The following is a 25,018-nucleotide window of genomic DNA, read 5'->3' as shown; positions in this document are numbered from 1 at the left end:
TATAAAACTTAAAAAATGAAACCCATTTATTATTCATTATCAATTATAGCCATATCATTTTTATCTATATTATTCTCCTGCTCAAAAAAAAGTGGTACGCCAGCACCTTTGCCTCCGGCAGGCGGAAGCAAAGATGTATATGTTATGGGTTATATTGGAAATGTAGCCACCGTATGGAAAAATGGGGTAGCTACTTCTGTAAGCGATGGGAAACTATTTCCTTACGTGAATGCGGGTTTTGTGTCCGGGAATGATTTGTATGTAGCGGGATCACAATATACTGGTCCAAATCCGGTTGGTGGAAGTTATTATGTGCCCACGCTATGGAAAAACGGAATAAAAATGTCTTATAATACCGTAGGGGATCCTTTTGGTAAATATCTTTTTGTGTCCGGGAATGATGTCTATCAGGCAGGGGTAGCGCAAGTAGGGGCATACGGTCAGATTACTGTGTGGAAAAACGGTAAAGCTACTCCGGTAAATGATGGGAAGAATCCCTGCTCTTTTATTGCGCTTTATATAGCTGGAACCGATGTATATGTGTTAGGCGAAGAGCATAATGGCATTACAGGTTTGAATAGGGTTGCCCTTTGGAAAAATAGCGTAGCCGTTTCGTCTTTCAATGCAAATAGTGGTTTTTTACCAAATATGCTTTATGTATCCGGAGGGGATGTGTTTTTAGCACAAACCGGGATAGGAAGCACGAATACTAAAATATATAAAAATGGGACGGCAACGTCTTTAGTTGATGCCGATAGTTATATAACGTCTATTTATGAGGGGAAGAACGGGGTTTATGTAACAGGCGTTAAGAGTTACGGGCAATATGAATGGGCTACTGTATGGAAAAATGGCGTGGCCGCCTCTCCGCTAACCAATGGGATGGTTAATTCTTATCCATTTTCGATTTGTGAATCAGGGAATGACGTGTATGTAGCCGGAATGGAGGGTAATAATTACGGAACTGGTGGCGTGGCTAAGCTATGGAAAAACGGGGTCGCGACTGACCTTGGTGGAGGTGGCAGTATTGGTGCTAATACCCTTTCTGTTTTTGTGGTGGATAAGCCCTAACCAAAATTTCACAACCCTGAACGGAATATTTTATTGGTTATTAATAACTTAAAAAACATAAAAAATGAAACAAACACTAAACTTCACAATTGTACTATTGATTTTTTCTGTAGCTTTTGTGGCATGCTCAAAAAAAGGAACTCCTGCTCCTCCTGCTACCACAGGCAGTAATTTTTACCATGGTAACATTCTTGGGTCTCCTACCACTATTATTGGCCCCGGAAATGCAATTTTATTAAGGAGCGATGGCACCATGAGGGAGTATGCCAACGATTATTATTCGATCGGAACAAGTATGACAGCAGCCGACACGGCGAGCGCAAAAATAAAAATCGACGGCACTTATAAAACCGTCGTTAATGGCAGTGTTCCTACAATTACCGCAACCTGGATTCAGCCGAATGGCTCGCCTGTGCTGACTTACACACTTATAGGCACCATTAACGGCCACGTTATGACAGGTACTTTTTCATCTGCAGGAAACGGGATCGGCTCATCCACACAATTTAAATTTAGCGACCTTACCCAAAATTAGTCCATCAGTAGGGTCAGCAATTTTATTAATCGTCTACACGAAAACATTCTACACCACCTACCCAAATAATTAAGAAAAAGGGGCTGTTTCTACACTTATGAGACAGCCTCCTTTAAGTTTGGTGTTTGGTGGGGTACTTTAAGGCCATAATCTTTGAAATAGTCATAAAAAAACCCTTAAATCGATGATTTAAGGGTTTTTGATACTGGTTGGTATCGCTTTTGTCGGGATGGCAGGATTCGAACCTGCGGCCTCCACATCCCAAATGTGGCGCGATACCGGGCTACGCTACATCCCGAAAGGGAACGCAAAGGTAAGATTTTAACTTACTGTTGCAAACTTTTTTTTCAATTAAATTGAAGCGGATTTTAGTAGTACCTTATGCATAAAACCGCCAAAAGATGTACCCGCTTAAATTCAGCAACTTAGGTATAAATGTATTGAATAACCGCCGCCTTAATTAATGGCGTGTGAGGTAAAAACTCCTCATTTATTTTTATACTTTAACCGTAACTGACCAATTAATTACAATTATGGCCAGGCAAACGGCGCAAATTAATCCCAGGATCACCATCGTATAAAATATAAATCTTTTCATCAGCGGTTGGATATAACTTAGGGTATCAAATCAGGACTAAAGCTAGCGAAAAAATTCTGCCCGCAAAAGTCCTTCTTCCTGATTTTCTGCTGTTTCAATAAACGGATTCAATGCTGCTGATTCTCCCCTTATGAACCTTTCGGGTGCTTTTTTTGTTTCAATTGCCCTGGTTGCGGGCTATGGATTAAAAAACAATGCTTTTATATAACCCGATTTATGTTGATTTTTGAGAAAAGCAATTTTGTATGCAAATTAAATTTTTTTGCCCCAAATGGGGTTCTGACGGTATCACCTGGGATAATTTCTGCGCAAAAGTAAAGGCTGCAGGTTACGACGGCATTGAAACGCCTGTTCCATTTGATGCAGGCGAAAAGAAAGACATTGCTGCCGCTGTAACAAAGCATGGCCTGCTGCTGATCGTCCAGTATTACCAATCGTTCGAAAAGGGTTTTGAGGCGCATAAAATAAATTTTAAAAAGCACCTCGAAAACTTAACAGGGATGCGGCCTTTACTTATTGATTCGCAAACGGGAAAAGACTATTTCAGCGCGGGTCAAAACCGGGAGCTTTTTGAAATGGCCGCTGCCGTAACCGCCGATTCCGGGGTACCGATAGCACACGAAACCCACCGCAACAAGGCGCTGTTTGCTGCACACGTAACCCAGGCGCTGCTAACAGAAAACCCGGACGTGAGGATTACCGCAGATTTTTCGCATTGGTGCAACGTATCTGAAAGCCTGCTGGAACAGCAACAGGAAGCGGTTGACCTGGCTATCAGCAGAACCATTCATATCCACGCCAGGGTTGGCCATGCGGAATCGGCCCAGGTAACAGACCCAAGAGCGGACGAATGGCAGCCGGAAGTAGCAGCACACCTGCTATGGTGGGATGCTATTATACAACAACGGCTAAAAAATGGCGCCCGATTTACAACCATAACCCCGGAGTTCGGCCCGGCCCCTTACATGCCTGCATTGCCTTATACTAAAATGCCGGTGGCAAACCAATGGGATATTAATGTTTACATGATGGAGCTGTTGCGGAAAAGGTACGCCGGAAAAATAACCGGTAAGTAAAAAATGTCATAAGCATTGATTTTTTACGGCCGATTTTGTTCCGCTTGTTCACATTTGTTCCACTTGTTCCACATCGCCAATTCCTGTTCCACTTGTTCCGTGTGTTTCGCCTGATCACACTTGTTCCGCGGAACAGCGATTGTAACCCATGAATTTATGAGCGAAATTGCCGGAATTTTACCTATTTTGCCGTACCCTAATTTTGTTTAACCAAATTTGATATAATTACTCCCCGTGCTCATAAAAAAACTATTCCGTTTTGTATTTAAGGATAAACAGGCCATTGCTTTAAAAGCCTGGTACAATGACAACGGTGATGAAACCCTGCGCTTAAATTATCCCGGCCTGAATAACAGTTCAGTTGTAATGGACCTTGGAGGATATGAAGGACAATGGGCAAACGAGATCTTTATAAAATACAATTGCACCGTATATGTATTTGAACCTTACCTGCCCTACGCGGAAGGGATTGAACTACGATTTAAGGATAATAGCAAAATAAAGGTATTTGCTGTAGGACTAGGCAAAACTGATGCTGATGAAACGCTTCATATCTCGGCAAACCGGTCATCCCTGTTCAAAAAGGAAGGCCCTAAAAGCGAAGCAGCAGCAGATTATACCACAACGATCAAAATAGTTAAAGCAACCGACTTTATAAAGCAACACGGAATTGACGTGATCAGTTTAATGAAGATCAATATCGAAGGCGGAGAATACGATCTTTTGGAAGAACTGATTGACGAGGGCACGATCCAGAAAATAGAAAACATCCAGGTTCAATTCCATGATTTCTTCCCGGCTGCGGTAAAAAGGATGAAAGCCATCCGGAAAAAACTGGCTGTTACCCACCAGTTAACCTACCAATATGACTTTGTTTGGGAAAACTGGAAATTAAACGCGGTGGTTAACACCCGTTAAAGGGGCATTCCACCAAATAAAATTTGGTTTACCCAGTTAAATATCAAAAAAATAAAATTTTCTATTGACAATTACATTTTAACGTGTACATTTACATCGCAAACAAAAACAAATGAAATTTAACAGCGCATATTTTTATGGTTACTACTTTTACTTTAACAGTAAGAGCCGGGACTAATATGCGATAACAAACATATAAGAAACTGAAAAGTCCCGGCCAAAAACCGGGACTTTTTGCTTTAAAGGGAATTTAGGAACCAAATTAATGAAAAACGAAAATCTGAGAGTTGCAATACAGGGAATCCGCGCTTCTTTTCACGAAGAGGCCGCACTGAAGTATTTTGGTGAAAACATACAAACCATTGAGTGCAACTCTTTCAAACAAACGTTCGAGGCATTAAAAAACAAAAATGCGGACTATGTGGTAATGGCTATTGAAAATAGCATTGCCGGTAGTATTTTACCTAATTACTCTCTACTGCTTAGCTATGCCTTCCCCGTTGTTGGCGAAATTTACCTGCCCATCCAGCTGCATTTAATGGCATTGCCGGGCGTAAAGTTTGAGGACGTTAAAAACGTAACCTCCCACCCTATTGCCATCCGTCAATGTGTTGACTTTTTTGATGAATATCCCCATTTAAACATTGTTGAAAGCAACGATACTGCAGCCTGTGCAAAACGCATCCGCGATGAGCAGCTTACTGATACGGTTGCCATAGCAAACACCTTAGCGGCACGGCTGTACGGATTGGACGTTTTGGAGCGTAGAATTGAATCGAACAAAAAGAACTTTACCCGTTTCCTGATTCTTACCCATCATGAAAATGTAGTTAAAAAGAATCCTAACAAAGCGTCGTTATGTTTCCAGGTGAGCAACAAGGTTGGCGCATTGGCAAAAGTGCTGAACATTTTTGCCGAGCAAAGCCTTAACATGAGTAAAATACAGAGTATGCCCATACTGGGGAAACGTAATGAATATAACTTTTACGTAGATGTTGAATGGGATGATGCCAAACAATATGATACTGCCATCAGGCAGATCCTTAAATACACGCAAAATTTCAATATACTGGGTGAGTATGAAAGACATGATGAAGAGAACAGCACTTTACCCAAAACAGTAAGAAATGAAAAAGTGCCGCGCACGTATATAAATATGAAAAAGATGAGTTGAGGGAGCAGTCGGAAAACTCCGGAAGCCGGAAACTCCGAAAGAAACATGCAAAACAGAAAACCTGATTTCTGAAAATAAAAGAGCAAAAAAACAATTAAAATATATAAAAATCATTCCCCGGATTCGGGACAAAAAAAATAAACGATGAAACTGAATTTAAACATACAACCATTAAGTTCCTGGATTAAAACGGGCAGTGAACCCTTATTAATTGCAGGGCCATGCAGCGCCGAAACAGAAGATCAGCTGGTAGCAACCGCGCATTTATTAGCAAAAACAGGCCGTGTATCGGCTTTGCGCGCAGGGATCTGGAAACCGCGTACACGTCCGGGTGAGTTTGAAGGTATTGGAAGCATTGGTTTGGAATGGCTTAAACGGGCTAAAGCAGAAACCGGCTTGCCTACCGCTGTGGAAGTGGCTACCGCGAAACACGTTGAAGAAGCTTTAAAAGCAGGTGTTGACATTTTGTGGGTTGGCGCACGTTCAACTGTAAACCCTTTCACTGTACAGGAAATTGCTGACGCTTTACGCGGCGTTGATGTACCCGTGATGGTTAAAAACCCTGTTAATCCTGACCTTTCATTGTGGATTGGCGCACTGGAGCGGATTAACAACGCAGGCATAACCAAGCTGGCCGCCATTCACCGCGGGTTTTCATCACACGAAAAGAGTGCTTTCCGTAACGAACCAATGTGGGACCTTGCTATCGGACTTAAAACGCTTGCTCCGGAATTGCCTTTAATAAATGATCCAAGCCATATTACAGGTAATCGTGACCTGATTGGCTATATCTCACAAAAAGCGCTTGATCTTGATATGCAGGGACTAATGATTGAATCGCATATTGACCCAAGTGTAGCGTGGACCGATGCTAAACAACAAGTTACACCTGATGCGTTGGTGGAGATAATTAAACACCTGACACTACGCAAACCCGAGATCCGCAACTCAGAGGTTAAAGATAAGCTGGAAGAACTGCGTAACCAGATTGACAAAATTGATGACCTGGTAATCCAAAAGATGGCTGAGCGAATGAAGATTGTTGAGCAGATAGGTAACTATAAAAAGGATAACAACATCACCATTTTACAGGTTAACCGTTGGGATGAGATCCTTAACAAACGTACCAACTATGCTAAGGCTTTAAAACTTAACACTGATTTTACAGAGAAATTGCTGGAACTTATCCACGCTGAATCTATCCGTAAACAAACCGAAATAATGAACAAGGACGAAGCAGGTCAGGCAGCTGATAAATTAACGCACGCGTAAACCAAACTCCGCAGAGACGCAATATATTGCTTTTCTTGAACTGGAAATCATATACAGAGACGCAAAATATTGCGTCTCTACAGGAATATATTTTAATGAAACATAACATCATCCTTACCAAAAAAGGCAAATCAGTAAAAGGTACGGTGCAACTCACCGGTTCAAAAAGTGAATGTAACCGTGCATTGATCATTGAGGCGCTAAGTAATGGCAAGGTTAAGGTTGAAAACATATCAGACGCTGCAGATGCCGTTTTACTTGCCGGAATTTTGCGCGCAGAAGTTAAAGACAGGAAATTAGAGATCAGCGGTGCGGATGATTCCCGCATTGAACATCCGCTATCCGAAATAAATGTTGGTCCTGCCGGTACAGCTATGCGCTTCTTAACTGCCTACCTCGCTTTGCAGGATGAAGGAGTAATACTAACCGGCAGCGAACGGATGAAGCAACGCCCGATAGGCATTCTGGTGGAGGCATTGCGTGAACTGGGTGCTCAAATTGAATATGTAGAAAACGAGGGCTTTCCTCCTATCAAACTAAAAGGCAGCTTAGTGCAGCAGTCTAATAAGGTCAGTATAAAAGGAAATATAAGCAGCCAGTACATTACTGCGCTCTTGCTTATAGCAGCCCGGCTGCCTTTTGGTTTAGAGTTGCATATCGAAGGCGATCTTACGTCGCGCCCTTATGTAGAAATGACGTTGGCCATGCTGCAAACTGCAGGTATTCAGCATACATGGCAGGTCAATGTGATAGCCATTAAAAATCAGGATTTCACAACTACTTCCCTGTATATTGAACCGGATTGGAGCGCTGCCTCATATTGGTATGCCATTGCGGCATTAGCTGATGAGGCCGAACTATTTTTACCGGGACTAACACAGTATAGCTTACAGGGCGACAGTGTAATCACCGAGATTATGGCCAACTTCGGCATCACTTCACAATTTAAGGATGGTGGTGTTTACCTGCAAAAGGAAGCAAAGGCTATCTCCCGGAAGATCTTTGACTTGAAGGAATGCCCGGATCTTGCACAAACTATTGTAGTGATATGCGCCGCATTAGGGCACGAAGCTACCTTTACCGGGCTGGAAACTTTGAAGATAAAAGAAACAGACCGCATAAAGGCTTTGCAAAACGAGCTTGCCAAGATTGGGGTGAAACTGACAGAAAAAGGCCAGGTTTATAAGCTGGATTGCAGCGAAAAACAAATTCCCGAATACGTTTTCATAAACACCTACGACGACCATCGCATGGCGATGGCCTTTGCGCCGCTGGCCTTGCTAATCCCGCAGGTTGAAGTTGAAGATGCAGATGTGGTTGAAAAATCATATCCGGCGTTTTGGAAAGATTTGGAGAAGGTAGGATTTGAGGCAGAGGCGACAGGATAAAGGCAAAAGGCGAAATTTTTAATAAACTTGTCATTACGAGGTACTAAGCAATGACAATGGAAAAAATCAGTAGAATCATTCACCAATCGGTGAAATCAAAAAAATAAAAATGGCAGGCAATTCATTCGGACAACTATTCAGGATAACAACATTTGGCGAGTCGCATGGTGAAGCTATTGGTGTAATAATTGATGGCTGCCCGGCACAGCTGGCAGTTGATATGGATTACATCCAGGGGGAACTTGATAAACGCAAACCGGGGCAATCAAAAATCACTACACAGCGCAAGGAAAGCGATACAGTAAAAATACTTTCAGGTGTGTTTGAAGGCAAAACTACCGGCACCCCAATTGCTATGCTGATCCCGAATGAAGACCAGCGCTCAAAGGATTACACGCATAATGTGGATGTGTTTCGCCCTTCGCATGCTGACTATACCTACCAAACAAAATACGGCATCCGCGACCATCGGGGTGGTGGCCGCTCATCTGCCCGCGAAACTGCTGCCCGCGTGGCGGCGGGTGCCCTGGCTAAACTGCTCTTAAAAACACAGGGCATTGAAATTGTTGCCCACGTAAGCAGCGTTGGTAAAATTGATGCCCCAAACGTTGAAATAAAAGCCGCCCAGGAATTTATTGACGAACGTGAAAAAAACATCGTTCGCTGTGCAGACCCGGCAACTGCGGAAGAAATGATCGAATATATTGATTCCATTCGCAAACAAGGTGACACGGTTGGCGGTAAAGTAAGCTGCCATATTTTAAACTGCCCGGTTGGTTTGGGCGAGCCTGTATTTGACAAGTTGCACGCAGATTTGGGTAAGGCCATGCTGAGCATCAACGCGGTACACGGTTTTGAGTATGGCTCGGGCTTTTCGGGCAGCGAAATGCGCGGCTCAGAACACAACGACATCTTCATCAAAAATCATTTGGGCGATATCAGCACCCTTAGCAATTATTCGGGCGGTATCCAGGGTGGTTTAAGCAACGGCATGCCTATTGAATTTAAGGTAGCCTTTAAACCGGTTGCCACCATTATGCATAACCAGGCCACTATTGACAGTGAAGGCAACGCTGCAGAGATCTCAGGCAAAGGCCGTCATGATCCATGCGTGGTTCCACGTGCAGTACCCATTGTTGAAGCAATGGCAGCCTTGGTGCTGGCCGATCACTGGCTGCGCAACAGGAACGCGATATTGAGGTAAAATGCGAAAGGAAAAAGGCAAGACGGCTTCAGTTTAAAACCTTTCGCCAATTACTTTTAACCTTTCGCCTCAACCATCTAACTTTGTGCAACCATGTTTACCTCCTTTATCCAATTATATAAAAAAGCTTATAGCGGCCTTTCGCGTAACAGTTGGTTCCTTAGCATTGTAATGCTGGTTAATCGCAGCGGTACCATGGTGGTCCCTTTTATGAGTATATATTGTATCAAGCAATTACACTTCAGCATAGTTGAGGCCGGGACCGTTATGAGTTTGTTTGGTGTAGGATCAATAAGCGGCGCATTTATCGGCGGTAAACTAACCGATAAATTTGGCTTTTATGACCTTCAGGTAGGTGCCTTAATAAGCGGCGGCCTGCTATTTCTAGTTTTAGGCTACCAGCATACCTTCTTAACCGTTAGCATCGGCACGTTTATATTAAGCCTCTGCAATGAATCCTTCAGGCCGGCAAACTCAACAGCTATAGCGCATTACAGCACGCCCGAAAACAAAACCCGGTCCTACTCGCTCAACAGGCTGGCAGTAAATTTAGGATGGGCAGTTGGAGCAGGCCTGGGTGGCCTGATAGCGGCGGTAAATTATCACTTATTGTTTTGGGTTGATGGGCTGACAAATATTACAGCTGCCCTGTTTTTGCTGAGATTAATGCCAAGGTCCAGCGTGGTTAACAGCATAAAAAAAATAGAAAAAGGGATTGTAAAGATCTCAGCCTACAAGGACCGTATCTACCTGGTTTTTATCTTCTTCTCAACCTTGTTTGCTATGTGTTTTTTCCAGTTTTTCATCATGGAGCCTGTGTTTTATAAGCTCCAGTGGCACTTTAGTGAAAGTTTTATCGGTTTCCTTATGGCGTTAAACGGCATACTGATAGGGGTTGTTGAAATGGTGCTGGTCCATAACCTCGAAGGCAGGCGAAACGGTTTACTATATATCATAACAGGTGTTTTAATGGGCGCCTTTGGGTTTGTAATGCTGGTGTTTTTACCAGCGGGAACGGTGGCCGCTATATTTATAGTTTTGTTGATGACTTTTAGCGAAATGCTGGCTATGCCGTTTATGAATACATTCTGGATCAGCCGCTCAACAGACTATAACCGTGGCGAGTATGCCGCTTTGTACACCATGTCATGGTCGGCAGCACAGGTGGTTGCTCCGCTCACCGGTGGTTTAATAATTGCCTATGGCGGTTTTAGCCTACTGTGGTGGGCACTTTGCGGGTTGAGCATGGTAGCAGCTGGTGGGTATTACTTATTATACAGGCTTGTAAAAAGCCTGTAGTTTTATGTTAAATTCCTATCCCTGAACCAAACCTCATCCGGCTTAATCTCAATATTATCCATTAGGTTTACCAATTCGATAGCATCGCCTGATGTTAAAACCAGGGCTCGGTTAGCCGGCTTCAGAAATTTTTGCTCAACCATTACATCCATTTGTTTGAGGAGCAGGTCATAAAACCCATTGACGTTTAATACGCCTACCGGGTGGGTGTGCAGGCCAAGCTGTAGCCAGGTTAAAACCTCAAAAAATTCCTCCAGCGTGCCAAAACCGCCTGGCAGCATAATTATCCCATCACACAAGTCATTCATCAGTTGCTTTCGCTGGTGCATATTCTCAACTATATGCAGTTCGGTTAAGCCGCGGTGCCCAACTTCCTTATCCATCAAAAACCGGGGAATAACTCCCACCGCCTTTCCTCCCCTGTTTAAAACAGCATCAGCTAAAATTCCCATTACCCCAACCTTCCCGCCGCCGTACACCAGGGTAATTTCCCGGCTCACCATAATTGCGGCCAATTCTTCAATTGCCTGTTGCAATAGCGGGTCACCGTTGAAATTGGCACCGCAAAAAACACAGATTGCTTTCATAGTAATGGTTTTATAGTGCCGAAGGTCGTAAAAAGTAGATGACTAAAAAAAGTTTATGGTATTATTTTGTTAAAATTGTAAACCGTTATTTACATCCGCTATTCAACAGGCTATTAGCCGTCATTAAACCTGAATAATGAAAAAACTTATACTCTTTGCATTGCTTTGTATTGCCTGCCGGTTTTCATTTGCACAGCAGGCATCAGAAAACTATCGCTTACTGTTAAAGGAAGGCTGGAACATGCAATCAGCCGTTACCGACCAATCAACAGGTGCCAAGGTATCCAATACGGGATTTAACACCGGCAAGTGGTATAAGGTAAGTGTACCCACAACCGTTATTGCCGGCTTACTGGCCAACAAGGTATATGATTTTGATCCGTTTTATGGGAGGAATTTCGAGAGGCTTAATGATGCGCGGTTAGATAAACCATGGTGGTTTCGCAAGCAATTTAAGTTGCCCGGATCTGAAAGAGGTAAAAATGTAGTACTAAAGCTCCAGGGGATAAACTATAAAGCCAATGTTTGGCTTAACGGAAAACTAATTGCTGATTCAACGCAGGTAGTTGGTCCTTTCCGGATTATTGAACTGGATATCACTAAACAGATAAAATACAACAGCCCAAACGTATTGGCCGTTGAAGTAAAACGCCCTTTTGATCCTAATAAAAGAGGCGGAGACCTGGCAATTGACTACGCCGACTGGATCCATTATCCGCCCGATTTTAATAACGGTATCATAAATAATGTTGAAATAAAAACCTTTCGGAAAGTTGGGGTCGAATACCCGCTCGTAACAACCAAATTTGATCTGCCTTCATTGGCGGTAGCACATTTAGAAGTTGATGCTATAGCCGTTAATTACACAGATGAGCCGCAGGATGCTCTGGTAAAAGGTAAGATCAATGGTAACAGCAGCTTTGAGCAGAAAGTTCGTTTATTACCCCGCCAAAAGAAACAGGTAACTTTTAATGCGCTAAATTACCCGCAGCTGAACATTAAAAATCCACGTATCTGGTGGCCGTGGGAATATGGCAAGCCGGAGTTGAACAGGATACAGCTTTCAATACATAGCAGCGGGAAAATCAGCAATGAACTGGCAGAGAATTTCGGGATCAGGCAGGTATCTTCTGTTATGATAGACAGCAATAAGGCCAGGAAATTCATCATCAATGGCAAACCAATTATGCTGCGCGGTGCGGCATGGTCGCCTGATATTTTCCAGCGCCGTTCAAAGGAACGCCAGGAACAGGAACTGAAACTTGTGAGGGATATGAACATGAATATTGTTCGCTCGGAGGGCAAACTGGAGGACGATAATTTTTACGCTATATGCGACCGTGAAGGCTTATTGGTAATGACGGGATGGATGTGCTGCGGCGCCTGGCAATACCCCGAAAGGTGGGATGCCGCGAAAAGGACGGTAGCCATGGCATCAGACAGCAGTGTGATGTACTGGCTGCGTAACAAACCGTCAATGCTTACCTGGCTTAACGGAAGTGATATGCCGCCCCGGGATAAAAAGGTAGAAGCTGACTGGCTGTCAATCGAGGCAGACCTAAAATGGCCAAACCCTACCATAGCGAGTGCCAATGAAACCCCGTCAAAAATATCGGGGCCCACAGGCGTTAAAATGGCCGGTCCTTATGATTGGGTGCCACCCGCGTACTGGGAAGCCGATACGGGCAAGTATGGCGGCGCATGGAGTTTCGCGACAGAGATCTCGCCGGGCCCTTCAATCCCCCCTTATGAAAGCTTGATAAAATTTTTACCAAAAGATTCTATAAACACCAGGAGCCTTGATTGGCTGTACCATTGCGGCACCATGCAGTTTGGGAACACCCGCATATTCGACAGCGCACTTTATGCACGTTATGGTACCTCGGCATCTATAATAGATTATCTAAACAAGGCCCAATTGCAGAACTATGAAGGGCACCGCGCCATGATGGAGGCTTATGGGTTGAGGAAGTATAACAATGCAACAGGCGTAGTACAATGGATGCTGAGCAACCCATGGCCCAGCCTGATCTGGCACACCTATGATTACTACCTCTATCCTGCCGGCACCTATTTCGGCATGAAGAAATCGCTTGAGCCATTACACATTATGTATTCTTATAAATCAAACGGGGTGGATATTATCAACTCCACACTCCGGCAATATAATGGCTTACAGGTGAAAGCAAGCATTTACAACCTTGACGGCACGTTAAAATACACCAAAGAAACTACTGCAGAGGTTGCCGAAGATGGCACAAAAGAATGTTTCCGCTTCCCAATGATTGACGGCTTAAGCGATGTTTATTTTGTTAGATTAGAATTAAAAAATGCAAAAGGCAAGGTTGAAAGCATCAACTGGTATTGGATTTCCGGCAAAAAGGATGAACTTAACTGGAAAAAATCGACGTGGTATTATACCCCGCAATCAAACTTTGCTGATTATAAAGCTTTGGGCAGTATGCCAAAAACTACTCTTAATATAAATAGCAGCACCGCTAAAGCGGATGCCGGCGGGTTGTACAACATCTCGCTTACAAATACCGGTAAAACAGTTGCGTTTTTTTTACATATACGTATGTTAAAAGAAAAGGGCGGAGATGACATTCTTCCCATTATTTTTGAAGACAACTATATTACCCTTGCACCTGGCGAAAGCCGCACTATTAAATGCAGGTATGAAGATAAATATGCAGGAAAAGGCGCGCCTTACATTTTAGTAAATGGCTGGAATATTGACGCTGCGGGCAGCAAAACTGGTGAGCATATCGGAATTGAAAAGTAATTGACGGAACTTATGAGCGTTATTATTAAACTATGAAATTATTATTTTTATCGATAGTATCTCTTATAACCATTTTTGCTGTCACATCATGGGTCATCCCAGCAGATGACTCTGTTACGGCAGGACAGCAACCTCAAGTAACCAGCGACAGCAAAGGGGTGATAAGAGTTGTGTTTGGACGGCAGGATGAAATATTTTGCGTAACCTCGAACGATAATGGCGTTACTTTTTCAAAACCGGTTTTAGTGGCTAAAGTGGCTGACATGCACCTGGGTATGTCGCGCGGCCCGCAAATTGCAAGCTCCGCCAATTTTTCAATTATTACCGCTATGGACAAAGCAGGCAATATCCATTGGTTCAGGCTTGACCACAAATCTAATAAATGGAAAGATGCGGGAACACTAAATGACCTGAATAAAAGTGCCCCAGAAGGTTTAATGAGTATAACTGCGGATAATAAAGATAACTTTTATGCCACCTGGTTGGACACTCGGTCAGGCGGCAATAATCAAATTTACTTCTCCTCAATATCCGCAAAAGGAGTTAACTGGTCAAAAAATATTATGGCTTACCGGTCGCCCGACGGGCATGTCTGCGAATGCTGCAAGCCCAACATTGCGGTAAAAGGCGCGCACGTCGTTATTATGTTTAGGAACTGGATAAACGGATCAAGAGATCTGTATCTGACAGCATCTGCCAACAATGGCAAATCTTTTACGCCTGCCGAAAAGCTCGGACTTGACTCATGGAAGCTCAATGGCTGCCCTATGGATGGTGGCGGCGTTATTATTGGTAACAGCAATAGTGTTCAAACCACCTGGCAGCGTAAAGGAATAATATATTATGCAGAACCCGGCAAACCTGAAGTTTATATTGGAAAAGGAAGAACATGCAGTATTTCGGAAAGCAATACCGGCAGCGCCTTCATAGCTTTGCAAAACAATGATACCGTTAAACTGGTTGCTGTTAAAAACAAAACCGTAACAGTTATCGGCAGCGGAGGCTTCCTGAGGGCGGTTAGTTTACCCGGCAACAAAACCCTTTGCGTATGGGAGCAAAATAACCAGGTTAAATTCAAAAGAATTTAGCAACAAGCCTCAATCACGACGCAATATTTCCGGTAAATGCCGTTACACTTGGGCTAAATTACGATTTGTTTAAATTAGGGCAATAATGTGGCAGTCGGCGGACAGCTCACTTATTATAGTGTTGATGCCAGGCTTCATAGCTTGTATGGAAGCGGCCCAATGGGCGGCGAAGTGTTTTTGAGGATTTACCCGGGTTTTATGTGATGCAGGCAGATCTTCTGACAAAAGAAGAAATACTGAAACTAAATTATTTATAAATAACTTTGATAAAACAATAATTATGAAAATCTTAAAAAAATTGGCATTGATGCTTTCACTTGCATTAGCCAGCGTATATACAAACGCCCTTCCTGCACCTAACACTTCTGTTGATAAAATAGTTAATGCATACCTTAGTGTTAAAAATGCATTGGTGAGCGGTGATGGAAACGTTGTAAAGATCAAAGCTAAAGATTTGCTTGCCGCACTATCTGCAAAACCGGAAGCAGGCTTAACGCCAGAACAACAAAAAGTACTGGCAAAGTACCAGGAGAAACTAATATTTGACAGCAGGCACATGAGTGAAACCGCCGATATAGAGCATCAGCGTGAACATTTTGCAAACCTGTCTAAAAATATGTTTGAAGTTTTAAAAGGTGCTAAGCTCAATACCGCCACTATTTATGAGCAGTATTGCCCTATGAAGAAGGCTTACTGGTTAAGCGAAAGCAACCAAATCAAAAACCCTTACTATGGCGACAAAATGCTTACTTGCGGCAAGGTAACAGAAACATTGGCGCCGGCGAAATAGTGCCCCTGATTTTGACCAGGCATAACTTATAAAACATCGAATAGCTTATAAAAGCTATTCGATGTTTTTGTTAACATTAGAACCTTGAACATACAGAAGTGGCATAACTTACCCCATTTACTGTACAGCCGCATAGGCCGGTTCCGAAATTGATGCCATCGCAAGTACCATATAGCGTAATTCCTACTGAATTGACTACGGCACAAGTACCTGAACTCAGGCAGTTAGGATCAACCTTTCCGCCTGTTACTTTTTTCATTTCTGTTCTGCTGAGTTTACTGAATTTTTTCATGATTTTTTGGTTTAGTTTTTTACCGGACAGCACCCCGGTATTAAGCGGCATGTTTTAACAAAGGGCATGCTCCTTTACTTTGCAAAGTATTTTTACCATATAGCCAATTAACAAATACGGTTTCCCGGTTAATCAGCATTGCTATGTGAATAAGTTAATTAAAGTTTTGAGCCTGCTATTTAAGTTTAGGAAAAAACAGCGGTCTCATGCAAGTGTAGAAACTCAACAGCAAGGTATAAAATATTTTTCAAAAACGCTAAGCGCTTTTGACTTATGAGAAAAGAAGCTGACGATCAACGTTATTATAATGCTTGCGTTATTACCAGATCGCCCGTCGTCAGCTTCTAATTGTTGGCTTACCACCATTTGAGCGGAAACTCAATGGCATCAACAGAGCTTACCACATGGTCGGGTTTAAAAGCGTAATAACCCAACTGCTCTTTTTTTGCGATGCCGGATAAAACCAAAATAGTTTTATATCCCATTTGTACGCCGCCCTGGATGTCGGTTTCCATGGTGTCGCCAACAACGGTAGTCTCGGCAGTTTCCAAACCAAGGTATTTCCGTGCCGAACGCATCATTACCGGACTTGGCTTACCGGTAACAAAGGCTTTACGCCCGGTAGCTTCTTCAATCATAGCTGTAGTTGCGGCAATACCCAAATTATTCCAACCCGGCTTTTTTGGCGATGGATCGCGGTTAGTAGTGATAAACTTGGCGCCGGCAAGGATCATATCCACGGCACGCTGAACCATTTCAAGTGTAAAGTTCCGACCTTCCCCCAAAACCACAAATTCCGGGTCGCTGTCAACCAGCGTAATCCCGTTCTCGTGCAAGCTGGTTATCAAACCGCCTTCGCCTAACACATAAGCGGTTGCGCGGGGACTTTGGTCGCCCAGAAATTTCCCGGTGGCCATAGCGCTGGTGTAAACATGTTCTTCCGACACTTCAATGCCAAGCCTTTTTAATTTCCTGACCGCTTCCAAACGGGTGCGCTGGCTGTTATTGGTCATAAAGGTAAAAGGGATCTTTTTTTCGAGTAAAGTGGCAATAAATTTATCTGCCCCGGTAATTAATTCCTCGCCGCTATATATCACCCCGTCCATATCAATCAGTAGTCCGTGTTTCATAAATTGTTGGTTTTTGTTGTTAAATTGAGTGCTTTAACTTTTCGCATTCATATAATCAAAGATAACACAATGCTTGCTAACAATAAAAATATCGCAACAAAATCGAGTCAACATTAACAATACATTATTAAATCAAATAATTAATTTTAATATTTTAAAACCGATGGCAAATGCATTTTAAAAAAAGGCTATCAAAACCTGCAACGATAACCTGGTGGGCTAAATGAAATTTTTATTTCATAATATTTGTTTCGTACGAAACTTTTTCTACCTTTGATTCGCAATGAATATAAAAGATCAAAACAAACAGCTGGAACCTACCAAATCAGAACTTGAAATTTTACAGGTGCTTTGGGAACTGGGGCCGTCAACTGTGCGCAACGTAAATGACGAATTGCTTAAACAAAAGGATGTTAATTATACCACCACGCTTAAATTAATGCAAATAATGGCTGATAAGGGAATTCTTAAGCGTGATGAAAGCCAGATGAAGCACATCTACCGCGTTGCCGAAGCAGAGGAAAAAACTAAGGAGCACCTGCTTGACAAATTTGTGGATGCTATGTACAAAGGCTCGGCGAGTAAGCTGGTGATGCAGTTGCTGGGCAATAAGAAAACATCTGCTCAAGAATTAGCGGAAATTAAGGACCTGTTGAAAAAACTGGATCAATAAAATATTGTATTTAAACCACGGGGTATGGATCTTTCAATCTTAAAACTTTTTCCGGACAATTTAGTCAGCGCGCTTTGTAATACGCTTCTCCATTCTTTATGGCAGGGTTGCGTTTTAGCAGCGGTAACCGGCGCTATAATGATGCTTACCCACCAATCAGCACCTGCAAAACGCTACAAGCTGCTTATTACAGCGCTTGCTTTATTTGCTGTTGCCACCGCCTTCACTTTTATATATGGCATAACCAGGGCATTGCCCCAGGCAAGCCATGCGGTGTATGATAACCAGGCTTTAGCTATAAAGATGCAAGCAGCTTCCAATTATGATTATCCTGTAAAGCAGCAATCAATTACCGGTACAGTTATCGGCTATTTTAACAGGAATTCCGCCACCATTGTATTTATCTGGTTTATGATTGTTTGTGCACGTTCATTGCAGTTGGCCACCGGCCTGCAGGGAATTTACTACTTGCGCCGCAAGAATATATTTGGTGTCGGTCCGGCCTGGGAAAAACGGGTAAATGAGCTCGCACAAAATCTAGGAGTAAAGCGACTGGTAAATATTGTGGAATCAGGCGTTGCTAAGGTCCCGATGGTGGTGGGGCATTTAAAGCCCCTGATATTAATCCCGGTAGGTTTATTAACAGCTTTACCGGCTGAGGAGATTGAGGCTATTTTAATCCATGAATTGGCGCACATTCGCCGGTCCGACTACCTGGTAAACCTTTTACAAAGTTTATTGGAGATTGTATTTTTCTTTAATCCGGCGGTATTATGGATCTCTGCCCTGATTAAAATCGAACGTGAAAATTGCTGCGATGATATTGCGGTAGCACAAAGTAACAGTAAGGTTAATTATATTAAAGCCCTGGTGTCATGCGAGGAATATCACACCTCCTCCCCTGCCTATGCAATGGCGTTAAAAGGAAACAAGGGCGATCTAAAAAACAGGGTAACACGCATTATATCAAACCGAAATTATTCGTTAAATCGTATCGAAAAATCGCTGCTGGCTATTTGCCTTTTAACTGCCGGCATATTTACTGCCGCCTTTACCAACTCCGAAAAAATAAATAAGCTGGTAGCTGATAAAACAAAAGCAACAATGTATGTTGCCGGCAATATTAAAAAAGCGTTTTCGCCAAAAAACAAATTTGTTGAAATTGCACAGGTATCTGATAGCAGAAAAACTGACACATCGACCAATACAACGCTGAATGTGGTTAAAGCTAAACTCAATGAAAGCACTACAGATACCGGCAGACAAAATATATTATCCCAGCTTGGCATTATCAAAGGAAGATTAAAAACACGCGAACAAAGCCTTGGTTCTCTCCGTTCGAAAAATCCCTTGACGCAAAAAAAGCTGGCAATAAGTGATTCAATAAGTGCCGTAGCTAAAATAACGACGCTACCCACACCACCTGTGGCTGTACCTGCGGTACCAGCCGTCCCCGCCCAACCAGCCAAGCCTTATTCAGCAGTCGCTGCAAAACCAAATTCTTCCTACACACCGTATAGTTCTTTAAAAAGCGATGAACGGCGTGATAAAATGATAAGTGAATTGATGAAAGATGGTATAATTTCGTCGAAAGATAACCTGTCATTTAAAATAAGCACTTCAGATTTTATAGTAAACGGTAAAAAACAAACCGAGAATATCTACCAGAAATACAAAGAGAAATTTGTAGTTCTACCCGGTAACAGGAAGGGTGAATGGTCATGGATGTATAATTACGATACTGATGCCGGACGCGAAACCAACAGTATTACCGACAAGCAAAAAAACTAGACTCATAAAATAAATCAATAATCAAATTCGCAAAAAGAGCGGATAGGCTTACCCATGTCTAAAAAATAAAAATCACAGCACTAACTTAACCATCCACTAATAGCACATATGAAACTAAACTTAACGGCTTTTTTAGCCGCATGGCTCACTATTGCCTCTACTCTCGCATTTGCACAACCACTTTACAGAATAACAGGTAAAATAAGCGACACTAACGGCAAACCGCTCGATGGGGCTACCGTCTATTTAAAAACTGCAGCAGACTCTGCACTGGTTAAAACAGCATTGGCAGATGCAGGCGGTCTTTTTTCGTTAGATGTTGATAAAAAGGGAGATTATCGTATTTCTGTTACCATGATAGGTTTTAAGCCTTACAAAAGTGATCCCTTTCAATTGAATAACACCAAAGCCGTACCCGCTATTACACTCATCCAAAGTGGCAATGTTTTGAAAGAAGTAATTGTGTCTTCCCAAAAACCTTTAATTGAACGTAAAATTGACCGGACGGTAGTTAATGTCGATGCGCTCATCAGCAATTCGGGTTCAACCGCGCTGGACGTGCTGGAAAAGTCGCCTGGCGTGCTTGTGGATAATAATGGTGCTGTAAGCCTAAAAGGGAAAGGCGTTAAAATATTCATTGATGATAAACCCACTTATCTTGAAGGCACGGAATTAGAAAGCTATTTGAGATCCCTTTCATCTTCAACAATTGATCAGGTTGAACTCATGAGTAATCCACCCGCTAAATATGATGCTGCCGGCAATGGCGGGATCATAAATATCCGCACAAAGCGGTCAAAGATGAAAGGTTTTAATGGGGGCTTAAATCTAAGTTATGCACAAGGGATATATGGCAAAACCAATAATAGTTTTAACTTCAACTATCGCAACAACAAGCTAAATATCACCGGAAACCTTGGATATATAACAGGTAATGGTTTTAATGACCTGGATATTAACCGGCATTTTTTAAATTCCGACGGCAGCATTCAGTCTAACTTTTTACAAAATTCTTTCATCCGCAGAACGTCAAGGTCTTATAGTGCAAAATTTGGAATAGACTACTACGCGTCTGACAAAACCACTTTCGGAATTGGGTTTAACGGTCTTATCCATCCGGCAGATCAAAATACCATAGCTACAAGCAAGCTGATGGACGCCCAAAACATCCTTGATTCAACTATTATCGCAAACAATAAGGAACACTATAATTTTAGAAACGGCGATATCAACCTCAATTATCGCCATCTATTCGATAAAAACGGAAAGGAGCTTACCGCTGATTTTGATTATATTAAGTACAGCAACTCCAGTAACCAATCGTTCGATAATAAAACCTATTTACCCGATAATAATTTGATAAACAGCGATCTGCTCACGGGTAGCCTTCCCTCGCACATTAACATTTTTGCAGGAAAAGCAGACTACACACATCCCCTGTCAGGCGGTGTAAAGTTAGCGGCAGGCTTAAAATCAAGTTATACAAAAACCGACAATATTGCCGATTACTTTTATACGGCAGCCGGCGTCACTACGCCCGACTACGGAAAAACAAATCATTTTATTTACCAGGAGCAAATAAATGCCGCTTATTTGAACGCAAACCGGGATTTTAAAAGATTTTCGATGCAGGCAGGACTGAGATTTGAAAACACAATCTCGAACGGGCACCAGTTGGGCAACATTCAGAAACCCGATTCCGTATTTAAAAGAGATTATAATGGGCTGTTCCCAACCCTTTATATACAATACAAGCTTGATACCGCAGGAAAACAATCATTAAGCCTTAATTATGGCAGGCGAATAGACCGCCCTTACTATGAGGACCTGAATCCGTTCCTTTCGCCCATTGATAAGTTTACCTATTATACCGGTAACCCCTTTCTTAAGCCATCGTACACCAACAATATTGAACTTTCTTATACCTGGAAAAATATTACAGCTGGTTTAAGCTACGGCAAAACAAAAGACAATGTAGATGAAACTATTGAGATTATTAATGGCATATATTATAGCCGTCCGGGAAACATTGGCAGTACAGTTAATAAAACATTGACCGTTGACGCTAGTTTTGAGCCGGCTAAATGGTTCAACTTTCATCTGTTTGCCTATGTGCAAAATATCCACACGGTAAGCAGCTTTTATACCGGGACCTTAAACACGCAGGGTACCTTCTTCTTTATCCGTCCGATAACAGAATTTAAATTAGGAAACGATTGGACCGCGCAATTGGACGGCGGGTATCAGAGTAAAATTACCAGCAGCCAGTTTGTAGTTGGCCACCGGGGAAAAGTAAACACCGCTTTATCAAAAAAATTATCCCCTGCCACAACGCTCAAGTTTATAGTTAATGATATCTTCCACACGTTTGTTAATAGCGGAGATATTAACAATTTGGCTAATACCCTGGCCAATTACAGAAATATAAGTGACACCCGAACTGCCGTTGTTTCGCTAAGCTACAGGTTTGGAAAAACAATTTCCGATCAGCACAAACACAATGAAAATGCTGCAGAAAGTGAGCAGAACAGGGTTAAGAATTAGCCAAAACCCAACTGTTACCACAATTAAATTCACTTTGCCAAAAATGTAAACAGGCATAAAAAAGCGCCCCTCAAATTATTGAACGGCGCTTTTTTTACGATTTTTAATATTATAGATTTAATTATTGACCCGGTGCTTTTTGAGCGGGATCTTTACCAATAAGCGTCATAAACTGATCCAATTTTGGTGTAATAATAATTTGTGTACGCCTGTTTTGTGATTTACCACCCGGGGTGCCATTGTCAGCAACCGGGTTATACTCGCCACGGCCACCGGCTGTTAACCGTTTCGGATCAACATTGTAAGTTGTTTGTAGCGCCTGTACTACTGATGAAGCCCTTAAAGCACTTAAATCCCAGTTGTTGCGGATGTTTGTTTGCTTGATAGGAACGTTATCCGTGTTACCCTCAACCAACACGTCATAAGTTGAATAATCGTTTATGATTTTAGCTACTTTACTTAACAAAGTTCCGGCTTTATCTGAAATTTCATAACTGCCCGATTTATAAAGCATATTATCAGAAAGTGAAACATAAACTACACCTTTAAGCACCTTAATATCCACATCCTTTGTTTCATCCGCACTTAACGATCGGGTAAGGTTATTGGTAAGTACCTGATTTAATGAATCGCTCTTGTTTTTCAGGTCAACCAGATGGCGAATGTACTGCGATGAGGCAGAAATTTGGTCAGCGAGTTTGGCAATGTTTACATTACCCTGGTTATTACCGGCTAAACATTTATTCAACGCATCCTGTAAAGCAGCCGCATTTGTTTTGGCTGAAGCTATTTGTTCTTCAAGACTCTGCACACGGCTTCTTGAACCTGCCAGTTCCTGTTGGGTAACCTGCCAGCTTTGTTTTAACTTACTGTTTGTATCCAGTGATTTATTATAATTCGCTTGTAGTTCGGCGTATTTCTTATTGCTTACGCAACTTTGAGCAACAACCGCTAACAGCATTATCAGCGGCAATAAAAATTTAATTTTCATGAGTCTGTAATTTAATTAGCAATTGATCATAATTCATTTATCATCAATACCCTTTAAACAAAACACCTTCCTTAAAGTTTTAAATATTTAGCTACGTGCACCTTCTAAAAAACAATCGCTTTTAAAAGTAAACGCACAAACCTCTGCAATAACAAATACAATTTCAGATACCGGTGGGTTGGCCCGCTTAATTGCAATTAACTATAATTTTATTTTGTTACCTAAAATCCCCTAAAAAAAGAAAAAAAGGCATTTATGCATTTTCTAAAGCCATCCTTGCGCTAAAAATTGTACTTTTAAAACGTAAATAACTGCCCCTATGGATACCCTTCACAATAAAGATATTGGGACAAAACAGAAAGCGCTGGCTATCAATCTGGATCCTGAAATTTATGGTTCGTTCGCTGAAATTGGCGCAGGCCAGGACGTGGCGGCAAATTTTTTCAAAGCAGGCGCATCATCAGGCACTGTAGCCAAAACCATGTCGGCCTATGACATGGTGTTTTCTGACGTAATTTATGGTACACAAAAAGGTGGCCGCTACGTAAGCGAGCCAAGGCTGATAGCAATGCTGGACCATGAATATGGCTTGTTAATAGAGCGACTGGCTAAACAACGTGGAGATTCAACCACTTTTTTTGCTTTTTCTGACACTTTTTCTGCCTTAAATTATCACAAAACAAACGACGGGCATGGATGGATGGGAGTCCGTTTTCAGCTGGAGCCAAATGGCGCGTTTAACGATGTGGTGTTACACGTTAAGTTACTTGATAATGATAACAACCTGCAACAGCAGGCAGTGGGGATACTAGGTGTAAACCTTATATATGCGTGCTTTTATTACAACGAGTACCCACCCGTTTTCTTGCTGTCTCTGATGGATAACCTTTCCAAAGATGGCATCCAGATAGATATGATCCGTTTTGAAGGGCCTAATTTCAGCAAGGTTGATAACCGGCTGATGAGCCTCCACCTAGTGAAATACGGATTTTCGGACGCAGCCTTGTTTGGACCCGATGGCAAAAACCTGCAGCCATCAGAGGTGTTATATAAAAAACACATTGTGGTTATCCGCGGGCGCTTCCGCCCTATTATTAATGTGCATTTGGATATGCTGAACACCGGGGTTAAACAATTTATGCAGGAGCCGGATGTTGACCAGAAAAATGTAATGGTGGTTACCGAGCTTACCCTGCAATCACTAAAAGAACGCGATGCAGACCACTCTGCCGATATTGATGAAAAGGATTTTCTTGACCGTGTGGATATTTTATGCTCTCTCGGGCAAACGGTAATGATCTCAAATTTCCATGAGTATTATAAACTGGTAGCGTATATGTCAAAAATCACCAAGTTAAAGCTTGGCGTGGTTTTAGGTTTTCCCAACCTGGAATATATTTTTTCGGAAGAACACTACCAGGACCTTCCGGGAGGAATTTTGGAGTCGTTCGCCACTTTGTTTAGCCGTAAGGTAAAACTCTTTATATACCCCACACTGCGCGACGGCGTGATCTGGAATTGCCTGCGCTACCATCCACCCGCACATTTGATTGACCTTTACCGTTACCTGATAGCCAACAATAAAATTGAGGATATCAGGCATTATAAAGAAAGTAACCTTAGCGTACAAACCGATAAGGTACTTAACCTGATAAAGCGGGGCACCCCCGGTTGGGAAGAATACGTGCCTGCAGAAGTAGCTGATATGATTAAAGAGCGTTGCTTATTCGGGTATGCCTGCGAAGTTGATGATAGTAAAAGAAATAATGGGCCTGATAACACAGCCGATCTGATAGATACAGTCTAAATAAG

At 42.3% G+C, this 25,018-nt stretch carries 20 protein-coding genes and 1 tRNA gene; 16 read left to right on the top strand and 5 right to left on the bottom strand.

The annotated features are described in order from the left end of the window. Positions 1-15: 15 nt before the first annotated feature. Together MuYL_RS10530 and MuYL_RS10525 are read left to right on the top strand one after the other, a co-directional pair. A complete protein-coding gene (locus MuYL_RS10530; protein WP_094570531.1) occupies positions 16-1,071 on the top strand; it encodes a hypothetical protein in 1,056 nt (351 codons plus the stop codon). A gap of 64 nt (positions 1,072-1,135) precedes the next feature. After that, positions 1,136-1,606 (top strand): hypothetical protein, encoded by a 471-nt coding sequence (locus MuYL_RS10525; protein WP_094570530.1) that lies wholly within the window; start codon positions 1,136-1,138, stop codon positions 1,604-1,606. Positions 1,607-1,830: 224 nt separating this feature from the next. On the opposite strand, the gene MuYL_RS10520 is transcribed toward MuYL_RS10525, so the two are convergent. Beyond that, positions 1,831-1,904: transfer RNA gene (locus MuYL_RS10520), tRNA-Pro, on the bottom strand. 545 nt (positions 1,905-2,449) lie between these two features. On the opposite strand from MuYL_RS10520, the gene MuYL_RS10515 reads away from it, so the two are divergent. From MuYL_RS10515 to MuYL_RS10485, 7 genes are all read left to right on the top strand, one after another. Beyond that, positions 2,450-3,280, top strand: coding sequence for a sugar phosphate isomerase/epimerase family protein (locus MuYL_RS10515; RefSeq protein ID WP_094570529.1), 831 nt, complete (start codon positions 2,450-2,452; stop codon positions 3,278-3,280). Between the two features lie 234 nt (positions 3,281-3,514). Then, on the top strand, positions 3,515-4,198 hold the full coding sequence (locus tag MuYL_RS10510; RefSeq protein ID WP_094570528.1) for an FkbM family methyltransferase: 684 nt from the start codon (positions 3,515-3,517) through the stop codon (positions 4,196-4,198). A 265-nt stretch (positions 4,199-4,463) separates the two neighbouring features. Continuing rightward, positions 4,464-5,372, top strand: coding sequence for a prephenate dehydratase (locus MuYL_RS10505; RefSeq protein WP_094570527.1), 909 nt, complete (start codon positions 4,464-4,466; stop codon positions 5,370-5,372). Between the two features lie 144 nt (positions 5,373-5,516). Beyond that, positions 5,517-6,644, top strand: a complete 1,128-nt coding sequence (locus MuYL_RS10500) for a chorismate mutase (protein WP_094570526.1) — start codon at positions 5,517-5,519, stop codon at positions 6,642-6,644. A 95-nt stretch (positions 6,645-6,739) separates the two neighbouring features. After that, positions 6,740-8,032 (top strand): 3-phosphoshikimate 1-carboxyvinyltransferase, encoded by a 1,293-nt coding sequence (aroA, locus tag MuYL_RS10495; protein WP_094570525.1) that lies wholly within the window; start codon positions 6,740-6,742, stop codon positions 8,030-8,032. Positions 8,033-8,141: 109 nt separating this feature from the next. After that, on the top strand, positions 8,142-9,236 hold the full coding sequence (gene aroC, locus MuYL_RS10490) for a chorismate synthase (protein ID WP_094570524.1): 1,095 nt from the start codon (positions 8,142-8,144) through the stop codon (positions 9,234-9,236). 93 nt (positions 9,237-9,329) lie between these two features. Beyond that, entirely contained in the window at positions 9,330-10,535 is a 1,206-nt protein-coding gene (locus tag MuYL_RS10485) for an MFS transporter (protein WP_094570523.1), read from the top strand. Positions 10,536-10,537: 2 nt separating this feature from the next. Here MuYL_RS10485 and MuYL_RS10480 read toward each other — a convergent pair whose 3' ends face one another. After that, positions 10,538-11,122 carry an LOG family protein gene (locus MuYL_RS10480; protein ID WP_094570522.1) on the bottom strand — a complete coding sequence of 195 codons (585 nt, stop codon included), beginning with the start codon at positions 11,120-11,122 and terminating at the stop codon, positions 10,538-10,540. A 136-nt stretch (positions 11,123-11,258) separates the two neighbouring features. Between MuYL_RS10480 and MuYL_RS10475 the strand changes: the two genes are divergently transcribed. The 3 genes from MuYL_RS10475 to MuYL_RS10465 all read left to right on the top strand — a co-directional run bounded on the left by MuYL_RS10475 (position 11,259) and on the right by MuYL_RS10465 (position 15,785). Further along, the gene (locus MuYL_RS10475) at positions 11,259-13,907 is read left to right on the top strand and encodes a glycoside hydrolase family 2 protein (RefSeq protein WP_094570521.1); all 2,649 of its coding nucleotides are present in this window, start codon (positions 11,259-11,261) and stop codon (positions 13,905-13,907) included. Positions 13,908-13,939: 32 nt separating this feature from the next. Continuing rightward, entirely contained in the window at positions 13,940-14,995 is a 1,056-nt protein-coding gene (locus MuYL_RS10470) for a hypothetical protein (RefSeq protein WP_094570520.1), read from the top strand. A gap of 280 nt (positions 14,996-15,275) precedes the next feature. After that, positions 15,276-15,785, top strand: a complete 510-nt coding sequence (locus MuYL_RS10465; protein WP_094570519.1) for a DUF3347 domain-containing protein — start codon at positions 15,276-15,278, stop codon at positions 15,783-15,785. A 76-nt stretch (positions 15,786-15,861) separates the two neighbouring features. On the opposite strand, the gene MuYL_RS10460 is transcribed toward MuYL_RS10465, so the two are convergent. Together MuYL_RS10460 and MuYL_RS10455 are read right to left on the bottom strand one after the other, a co-directional pair. After that, positions 15,862-16,077 (bottom strand): bacteriocin-like protein, encoded by a 216-nt coding sequence (locus MuYL_RS10460; RefSeq protein ID WP_157740745.1) that lies wholly within the window; start codon positions 16,075-16,077, stop codon positions 15,862-15,864. A gap of 356 nt (positions 16,078-16,433) precedes the next feature. Then, complete coding sequence (locus tag MuYL_RS10455) at positions 16,434-17,207, bottom strand: HAD-IIA family hydrolase (protein ID WP_094570517.1); 774 nt, start codon at positions 17,205-17,207, stop codon at positions 16,434-16,436. A 283-nt stretch (positions 17,208-17,490) separates the two neighbouring features. Here MuYL_RS10455 and MuYL_RS10450 point away from each other — a divergent pair, with 283 nt between their 5' ends. The 3 genes from MuYL_RS10450 (at position 17,491) to MuYL_RS10440 (ending at position 22,215) form a co-directional block, all read left to right on the top strand. Beyond that, a complete protein-coding gene (locus MuYL_RS10450; protein WP_094570516.1) occupies positions 17,491-17,880 on the top strand; it encodes a BlaI/MecI/CopY family transcriptional regulator in 390 nt (129 codons plus the stop codon). A 24-nt stretch (positions 17,881-17,904) separates the two neighbouring features. After that, on the top strand, positions 17,905-19,671 hold the full coding sequence (locus tag MuYL_RS10445) for a M56 family metallopeptidase (RefSeq protein ID WP_094570515.1): 1,767 nt from the start codon (positions 17,905-17,907) through the stop codon (positions 19,669-19,671). A 108-nt stretch (positions 19,672-19,779) separates the two neighbouring features. Continuing rightward, on the top strand, positions 19,780-22,215 hold the full coding sequence (locus MuYL_RS10440; protein WP_094570514.1) for an outer membrane beta-barrel family protein: 2,436 nt from the start codon (positions 19,780-19,782) through the stop codon (positions 22,213-22,215). Between the two features lie 121 nt (positions 22,216-22,336). Here the strand turns inward: MuYL_RS10440 and MuYL_RS10435 are convergent, their stop codons facing one another. Further along, positions 22,337-23,206: an OmpA/MotB family protein gene (locus MuYL_RS10435; RefSeq protein ID WP_094570513.1), complete on the bottom strand. Its 870-nt coding sequence runs from the start codon at positions 23,204-23,206 to the stop codon at positions 22,337-22,339. A gap of 319 nt (positions 23,207-23,525) precedes the next feature. On the opposite strand from MuYL_RS10435, the gene MuYL_RS10430 reads away from it, so the two are divergent. Beyond that, a complete protein-coding gene (locus MuYL_RS10430) occupies positions 23,526-25,013 on the top strand; it encodes a nicotinate-nucleotide adenylyltransferase (protein WP_094570512.1) in 1,488 nt (495 codons plus the stop codon). Positions 25,014-25,018: the final 5 nt, after the last annotated feature.

Source organism: Mucilaginibacter xinganensis, from assembly GCF_002257585.1.
Classification (GTDB): domain Bacteria; phylum Bacteroidota; class Bacteroidia; order Sphingobacteriales; family Sphingobacteriaceae; genus Mucilaginibacter; species Mucilaginibacter xinganensis.
This window is presented reverse-complemented; position numbering and strand designations above follow the sequence as displayed.